General features: G+C 28.0%; 7 protein-coding genes. 3 read left to right on the forward strand and 4 right to left on the reverse strand.

Going from position 1 to position 8,746, the window contains the following annotated elements:
• The 3 genes from OF365_RS03045 to OF365_RS03055 all read right to left on the reverse strand — a co-directional run.
• Positions 1-851 (reverse strand): C1 family peptidase (locus tag OF365_RS03045; RefSeq protein ID WP_263818146.1); only part of this gene is annotated, 851 nt, incomplete at its 3' end.
• A 144-nt stretch (positions 852-995) separates the two neighbouring features.
• Positions 996-1,277 (reverse strand): Vmc-like lipoprotein signal peptide domain-containing protein, encoded by a 282-nt coding sequence (locus tag OF365_RS03050; protein ID WP_263818147.1) that lies wholly within the window; start codon positions 1,275-1,277, stop codon positions 996-998.
• A gap of 1,232 nt (positions 1,278-2,509) precedes the next feature.
• On the reverse strand, positions 2,510-3,337 hold the full coding sequence (locus tag OF365_RS03055) for a hypothetical protein (protein ID WP_263818148.1): 828 nt from the start codon (positions 3,335-3,337) through the stop codon (positions 2,510-2,512).
• Between the two features lie 571 nt (positions 3,338-3,908).
• Between OF365_RS03055 and OF365_RS03060 the strand changes: the two genes are divergently transcribed.
• Both OF365_RS03060 and OF365_RS03065 read left to right on the forward strand, forming a co-directional pair.
• A complete protein-coding gene (locus OF365_RS03060; protein ID WP_263818149.1) occupies positions 3,909-4,052 on the forward strand; it encodes a hypothetical protein in 144 nt (47 codons plus the stop codon).
• A gap of 154 nt (positions 4,053-4,206) precedes the next feature.
• Positions 4,207-4,380: a hypothetical protein gene (locus OF365_RS03065; RefSeq protein WP_263818150.1), complete on the forward strand. Its 174-nt coding sequence runs from the start codon at positions 4,207-4,209 to the stop codon at positions 4,378-4,380.
• A 553-nt stretch (positions 4,381-4,933) separates the two neighbouring features.
• Here the strand turns inward: OF365_RS03065 and OF365_RS03070 are convergent.
• Positions 4,934-5,851, reverse strand: coding sequence for a hypothetical protein (locus OF365_RS03070; protein WP_263818151.1), 918 nt, complete (start codon positions 5,849-5,851; stop codon positions 4,934-4,936).
• A gap of 296 nt (positions 5,852-6,147) precedes the next feature.
• Between OF365_RS03070 and OF365_RS03075 the strand changes: the two genes are divergently transcribed.
• The gene (locus OF365_RS03075) at positions 6,148-8,340 is read left to right on the forward strand and encodes a leucine-rich repeat protein (protein ID WP_263818152.1); all 2,193 of its coding nucleotides are present in this window, start codon (positions 6,148-6,150) and stop codon (positions 8,338-8,340) included.
• Positions 8,341-8,746: the final 406 nt, after the last annotated feature.

Genomic DNA, 8,746 nt, shown 5'->3' on the forward strand with positions numbered 1-8,746 from the left:
TAAATATCCTTTAAAAAACCATCATAATAGTAATTGTTATCATATTTATTTTTGTTAACATAATTAAAAGTGAAGGTTTCTGATATATTTGTTTCATAAGAAATATACATATATCCTTTTTCAAGAAGATGCGTTCCTCAGCTATTTTTAACGATTCATGCACCGTCTGTTTTAGTACCGTTGCCAAATAAATCTTTTGAAATATTGTCATCTCAACCAATAATAGTTGCAGCATGTCCATATTTTTTTTGTGAAGTTGATGTTAATTCATTGTAATAGGTTGCCGTTTCTCCTGCAGAGAAGCCAAAACCAACAGCACCGTTTTTTACTATATATTTTTTTATTGCTGATCTATCTTTATGATCTATTTCAATGAAATCCTCAGCCTTATATGGAATATCAAAGTTGTAACCTTTAAAATCTTCGGTTTCATTTATTAAGTTGTTTCACTGCATAACCGCGTATCCCGCATCCTTTGTGAAACCTCCTGTATTTCAAAATTGAGTTTGATAAATATCAAAATTAGAATTTCCTAATGGATCTGAATTAATATCCCTGTTTTTTGTTTTAAAGGCAATAGATTTTTCTGATAAATCTAAGGTATCTGGAATTTTATATAATTGGTTTTTAACAATATTAGCCTCAGAAACTCCCACAATAGAATATGCTCAACAAATATCTTGTAATTGCTTTCTAACAGGGGAAAGAATGAAGTTCTCTCTTTGGTCATATCTAGGTAGTTTTCATAACTCAATTTCTGACTGCTTATTTTCATTCTGATTAATCACAGTGGCTGAAATTGTGAAAGGGGCAGCTAGTATTGATAAGAATAATGGTATTTTTATTTTCATAGTTTGTCCTTTTAAAATCAATAAAATAAAAACATAAATATAATTATACCAATTTTAATGAGTGCATGATATTATAACGAAACTTTTAAAATATTTATTGTATTTTTTTAAAAAAACACCACAAGGTGTGTGGTGTTTTTTGTTTTAGTTTTGATCTGCTGGTTCTTTACCTGGTTCGCTAGGTGCTGGTTCTTTACCTGGTTCGCTAGGTGCTGGTTCTTTACCTGGTTCGCTAGGTGCTGGTTCTTTACCTGGTTCGCTAGGTGCTGGTTCTTTACCTGGTTCTGGTTTAACTGGATCTGTTTTAGGTTTTTTATCTTTAGCAGGGTCATGACATGATGCTGCAACACTTGCAATAACTGCAGAACCAACTACTAAACCTAATGAAGATAATAAAAGCTTTTTATTGATTTTACTTTTTTTCATAATGTTTTGACTTTACTACATGAAATTAAAATAATGTAGTATTCTCCTTCATTTATATATATTTATTTTCTAATGTTAATATGTATTATATAATAATTTACTCGTATCAACTACATATTTATTCAATTTAATGCATTTTTATTATAACAAATTATTAATTCTGTTTATTTTATTTTCCTCATATTAAAAAACAATAATTCTGATTAGATAGTATCTTTTTATTTATTAAAAATCTTATAAACTAATTATTAATCATATCATTCAATTACAAACTATATATGATGGATAAAAAATATAGTCGTTTAGATCTACAATCCACAGAGTAAAATACAATTATGAAAAATAAATACTGCAGAATAATAAGATGGGGCATTTATCTTTTTTTGAGAATACGTTTTTTTGTTTTAAAATTTAAACTTAAAAATTTATATAACAAAAAACGCCACCATCTGTGTGGTGTTTTTTTACTCTTTATAAGTTTTTTGTTCGCCATTCGCTGCGATTTGTGAAACGGTCCCTCTTACTCGTTATTCCATACATCAGTCATATCGACTAGGTGCCATATAAGGGCTGTAGTTATCCCTTTGAGCTTTATCCTTCGTTTAAATAATTACCCTACGTCTGTTTACTGTTTTATCAAAGAATAAACAATTTAGAAATAACATATTTTAAAAATGAATTATTAAATCTAGAACCGTTAAAAACTTATAGGTTTTATTAGATAATATCCTTCATTTTAACACAACTGTTTTTTACAAAATAAAACAAATTGCACCATTTTTAACACGAAAAAATAAAAATTTTCTTTTAAATTTTAGTGCATGCACTTTTCTTGGGCACTAAGATAAAACTATATTTTATCTACGCGCAGGTACGCACGCGCACCCCTTGATTGGGGCAAGATAAGAGCTCGCCTATACCCTCTAACGAAGGGGCTTTTATTAATACATAGTATTAATAATTATCTTGTTTTTTGTGCATGCACTTTTAATGAAAAAAGTAAAAAGTCCCAGCACTTTTACATGCACAAAAAAATATATATACATAGTATATAAAGTATTCTAAAAAAGGTTAAAAATTACATCACTTTTGTCAGCACATATTTTTTAGTCAATAAAAATTACATTAACATCTGACGGTATATTTAATAAAATTCGTTGCTTTAAAGTACTGATTTTAAAAGTTGAAAAAGAACTTTTTGTAAATTTTTTGACATAATGAGAGATGAAAGTTTATGCGTTTCCACCGTAATAGTCCGTATTTTCGAATGTATTAATAATCGATTTTTCATATTTTCCCCGGTGTTTTTTTAGTAAAAAACAAGCGTTTTTAATTGCTATAGGACCATTAATTTGATCTAATAATTCAATGATTTGATTTATAAAAGGTAATATTTTTTCGTAATTTTTCTGGTCTAAAAACCCTTTAAAAATACAGAATATATCTCCAATATTTTCCTTAAAAAACTTCTTTAAATCATGATGATTTTTAGTTTTTCAGACTAGCGCATTATAAGCCATTCGCATTAAATGAAACTTATCATAAGACCTTTTAGTGTTTAATTTTTTGGCCAATTTACTTATAAATAAACCTCCATCACCTGACACATTTGCCTGGTCTTTGCAGTACATCTTCGTTAATACTTCCATAATTTTTTTATCTAAAATTTCATTCGAATTTTGTTGATAATGTAAATAATTAGGTAGTTTTTTAATATGTAAAATAATTGTTTTATTCACTAAATTAAGATTGTTTTTCGTGATATTTTTATATCCATTATGAATCCCAATCACCCTAATTGCAGTCTTAAAAAATGTGTGGTTTTCTTGAGTTTTTATATAACAATCATCTGCCTCAATTTGCGTATACATACCTTGTTTATATGCAATTTCACACGCTTTCCTATAAAACGAATTTATGTAATTTATTTTTAAATAATAGTAGTAAACATCATAAGGTAGTTTATACACACTGTTAGGCTGCAACTTATTTCTTCTGCTCAAATTTCAGCTTTTTATTTGCTGTATTACCATGTCAGGATGATATCTTTTACGACGCATCAAAGCGATTGTATCGTTGTGATAATGAGTGAATTTACGATTATTTTGTACATCTTTATAAACGGTTAGGTTGTAAAAATATATCTTTCCGTTATAAATTAATTGATGTTTTTTGTATGTGTGAACATGCCAACTTTTGTATTTAGGGTTCTGTTTTCTTGTAATTAAGCGAAACTTTTCTTCTTCTATGTTTTAATAATTAACAAGGTCGTTAGCTATCGAATCATCATAATTGTTTATTAATTTTATTTGGAATTTATAAAAAAGGTAGATCACTCTTCTTACCCAGTTTATCACACTTTTTTATACGTTGTATTAGGTTGTATTATCTAATTAAATTCTTCATTCGTAAGTATGGTTGAAAATTTGGAAGCACAAAAACTAAACGAATAAATCAGTTAAAAGTGTTAAAAAAGGAAAAAGGAAAAATAATCGGCAATAATGTTGTATTTAAAAAAGACCCAAGTATAAGGTTAAAAACGAAAGTATCAAGGCATTGGTTAAAAGGTATTCGGATTTCAAGAACAAACACATTAACAATAAATTCAAAATTATGGACGAGCGTGAATTCATGTTAAAAACGATGTATAAATACCAAGGAAATGATGAATTTTTAAAACTTATAGAACCTAAACCTTCTAAAACAATTAAAAAAATCGTTTTTTTCTTAAAAAATAATATTTTAAGTGGGTGAATTGATTTATCAATAAAATAGTCCAGATGTTATTAACTCTTTTTAATTAGTTATAATAAGGCAAAATGCATACACACATACATACACACACATACATGCACACACGCATACATGCATATTAAAAATATGTATGTATCAATCGAAACAATATACTTAGAAAGTCAAGTGAAACTGAATGAAATTTAAATATGAAGTAGTAAAAATTAGAGCACACGGATTGCCAGCGATTTTGTTTGCAGCAAAAACATATGATGAAATTCAAAATTGATGTGATACACATATGTCGTTAATCTTAGGGAACGAGATCGAAATTCGTCAAAGCAGCGTTCTTAAAAAAATAAAAATTTAATATTTGACTTTTTTTAGAAAATATGTTATTATTAATATGCTTCCTCTTCGGAAACCTCTTTATGAGCACCCGCACAAAGCAAGATAGCAATTTAAGCAGCGTGTGAGTACTACACGAGTGAATCAGCACTCGGCGATGTCGTCAATTTTCATTTTATGAATTAATTGTATTCCTTAGTGGGACCTAGCCGATATGGGTCATTGTATGGAACGGCGGGCAAGAGCGACCATTTCGAAAATCACAGCGGATGGCGAACACGTGTTTATAATAGAGTAATGAAAAACACCACTTTTATAGTGGTGTTTTTTGTTGCCAATGATTAGAAAAAGTCTATTTATGTGTTTATTTTCATCATAGGGTTATAATTATAATATAAAAATAAAATGAGGTAATTATGGAAAACAATACAGGTGTTTTTGCGTTCAAAAAAAAGAACGGATGAAGATTGTTGCAGCAAAGCTGGAATACCGCATTTTGCATATAACGCAAAAAACACCAGTTATTAAGCTAAGATTGCTTTTTAGGTTTTTCTTCTTCCTTATATTTAGTTATATTAATTTTCATTATAACCAATAACATCGTGGTTAATTGTTTTTATAATACTCTTGTCGATTGACGATATTTCAATTACTTTAAACAAATTTAATTTTGGATTATATAAAGCTAAATATTTAATTTTTTGAAAGATTTCATGATTTATGCTCTTCAATCCCATTAAATAATATATCAAGACTTGTAGTGTTTGTTTTGACGTAAATTTGTTCTTAGATACTTTTATATCACATAAGTAATCCCCTAGTATAAAATCTCCATCACCAGTATTTATCTTGTTTGTATACCCTCCGGGGAATGTAAAACCTATTTGCATCTGATTAGCTTCAGAGTTTTCTAACATATATTCACACAAATTTTGAATATTAGTTATCATTGACTTGATGTGTGATTTTTGACTAGGTGTTAAAGTGTTTTTAATTAATTTCCCATATTCTTGCTTAACTGTATCACTAATATTAATAAATGATTCTAAAATACCTAAATCTCTTAAAGAGGGTTTCACATCAACTTTATAATTTGCTCTATATAAGGCATCTAATTGAGACAAAAAATAAATTAAATTAATATTTTCATCAATATTTGCTTCATTCCAAAGTTCAAAAATCACGAAGTCATACAATTGATCATATCCTCGGAATTTGCCATAAGGCATTCTTGAACCTTTATATGATATTCTTAAAGGGTTTTTTTCTGCATCCATCAATAATATTTCTTTCGTTATTTTAGTATTCTTATCCAAATAAAAACGCGATAAATAATCAACGGTTAACCCCAATAATGATGGATATAATTCATTCAAGTTGATTGAATCAATTTCCAATGTATTAGCAATCTTTATTTCTTTTCAATTTTTAAGTGGTAAATAACCGCTAGAAGGTTGTTTTGTAAGTTTAATAATTTTAGTTACAGATGACATTTTAAAATACTCCTTTATAATTTAATTACACACTAATTATAACTTTGTAAAGAAAATAAGATAACTAAACAACACCCTTATTTTTATCTAATCAAAACGATTGGTGGGTCAGAATTCTTTTTTTAGTAATTATATCGACTTTTCAAACATTCCTAATGCTAAATTATATTCTCTAAACATTTTTTTCACATAATATCGAATTGTTTGTTTTGGATGTATACATACTATTTAATACTTTAAATACACCGATTATTAAAAAATGATATTATTATATATAGCAAAAAAGGAGATATATAGTGAAGAAAAAGAATTTATGATGATCTATAGCTGGTATGAGTTTAGTAGCTATCGCAACCGGATTAGCTGCATTTGCGTGTAAAAATCCTGACAAAAAGCCTAATGATGAAAATGCAGCTAAGCAAAAACTACTCCAAGAGGTTCAAACTCATTTAGCCCAAGTAAACCAAAAAAACGAAACAATTAGCGACTTGTATCAAGAAGTTAAAGACAAAATTAGTTCCTTAAACTCTGAATTCAATCAATTAATTCCTCGTTCAAACGTTTTATCTAATGTAACTATAAAAACTTTGCAAACATTTAAAAACAAGGTTGAAACTGTCTTAAAAAACGTTGATGCAGACGTTTTAAAGATTTCTGTCAATAATTTAAATAATGCAAAAAACCAGGTTCAAGTATATATCAATGAATTAAACACAGATGTTAAACATAATAATTATGTTCAGATCATTGAACAATTAAAAACGGTTTTAAACACTAACTCAGTATCTAATTCCGATATTCTAATTAACGAAAAACAAATTAAGGCATTGTTAGTAGCCTTGAGTCAAGCTAAAATAGACAAAGAAAAGTTATTGATAACACAAGATACAAAAGAAAACGACCAAACAACATTAGTCACATTAAAAGAACAGTTAAAGTTAAAAGTTATTGAAATTACTAATTTACTTAATGATACTCATGCTCATTTACCTATTTTACAAGCCGATGATATTAACAATTTTTTAAAACAAAACCACAATACAAGCCAAGAAATTAAAAAAGCTATTCGTGTTGCACAAGAATTATTACAAAAAGCTGATAAAAATATCTATGCTGATAAACTAAATACTATTAAAAACGGTTTAGAAACTTTAGCAAAAACAGAAGATTTAGCTAAAAATCATCCTGATATTTATAATCAATTATCAAACCTTGTCTCAACTATCAGTCAACCAATAGAACCAAATACTGTTGAAAATTGAAGAATGCGTTATGATGATCACAAAAATGATCTTAATAAAATGCGAGAATTAATCAAACGCCAAGAAGAAAACACAGAACAAACAAAACAACGATTAGTTCAAGAAATCCAGATTTTATTAAACCAAACTACTACAAAAAAAGAATCGCTGAGTGATGCTTATCAACTTCTGAAAGAAAAATTAAACTCTTTAACACAGGAATTTACTCAATTAGTCCCTGACACTAAGGATTTGACTAAACTATCTATTGATCAATTACAAACATTGAAAAATAAAATTTCTGACCTTCTGAATGATATTAGTATGCAAATGTTAAAACTTTCGCAAGAGAATTTAAATACTGCAAAGATCAAGGTTTTAGCGTATGTAAATCAGTTGAGTCAAGATCCTAATTCTAATAATTATTTTGACATCATTACCCAGCTGAATGATACCTTAAAGACCAATCAAATACCAAGAGGTGATGTTATTAGCAACGAAAAGCAAACCAAAATTTTACTTGAGGCCTTAGCGCAAGCTCGAATCCAAAAAACTAATAAGGATAGTGAAGTTCCTAACGCTTTAATTATTAATGAAAATAACGTTCAAAAGTATATAAACGATGGTTATATTATAAAAAACGACGAAGGTAAATTTCTCGTTTATCAACTTGTAAAACCAATTAAAGATGTTCAAGCTATTAAATGAATGTTACCCGATTCTTTTAGTATTCTTTCTACTGCTAAAATCATTAATTTAGATATGCCTAATGTCACAACTATTACAAATAATGCATTTGCCGAAAACGAAACTTTAAAACATGTCAATATCCCTAATGTAACATTAATTGATGAAAATGCTTTTAATTATGCTTTTAATTTAGTTAGTATTAACATGCCAAAAGTAATTAAAATTGGTAGAGCTGCTTTTGAAAGTTGTAATCAATTAAAATCGATAAATATCCCCAATGCTATATTAATTAGTGACTATGCATTTACGAGATGTGGAAATTTAGCAAATGTTAATATTCCAAGCGCCACTGAAATTGGTGCCAATGCTTTCTGAAATTGCAAAAGCTTAATTTCCGTTCACATGCCAAAAGTTACTTCAATTAAACAAGAAGCTTTTGCTGAATGTTCAAATCTTTCTTTTACTCACGCCACATTACCAAATGAAATGGATGAACCTCTATTCAACCAAATAAAACAAGGTAAAGCTTGATCGGTTCAAACAAATTCTAGTAACTAATTAAACATTTATTATCCATTTAAGTTTATAAAAATAGGAAATCAAGCAATGTCCTATTTTTATTTTACCTTACTCATCCACACTAACCAATTAGATTGGCTGGTGTCTTTGTTTAAAACCAACACAAATTTATATACAGTGAAAATTATCCCCTAATTCACTTAGATAACTTCAAAGACTCTTTTATTTTAGTAAAATAAATAATATGTAATTCAATCGCAAAGGAATATTATGAATAATAAAATCAATAAAGAAGAACTTGCAAGACAGCTGTGAAACTCTGCTGTTAATATGCGTGGTTCACTAGAACAAAATGATCATAAAAACTTTTTGTTAGCTATGCTTTTTTACAAATTCTTATCCCAAAAACAAGTTGAGTATTTCAATAAAGAAATTTGTTGAATAA

It is taken from the genome of Ureaplasma zalophigenitalium (assembly GCF_025780055.1).
Taxonomy (GTDB): Bacteria; Bacillota_I; Bacilli_A; order Mycoplasmatales; family Mycoplasmoidaceae; genus Ureaplasma; species Ureaplasma zalophigenitalium.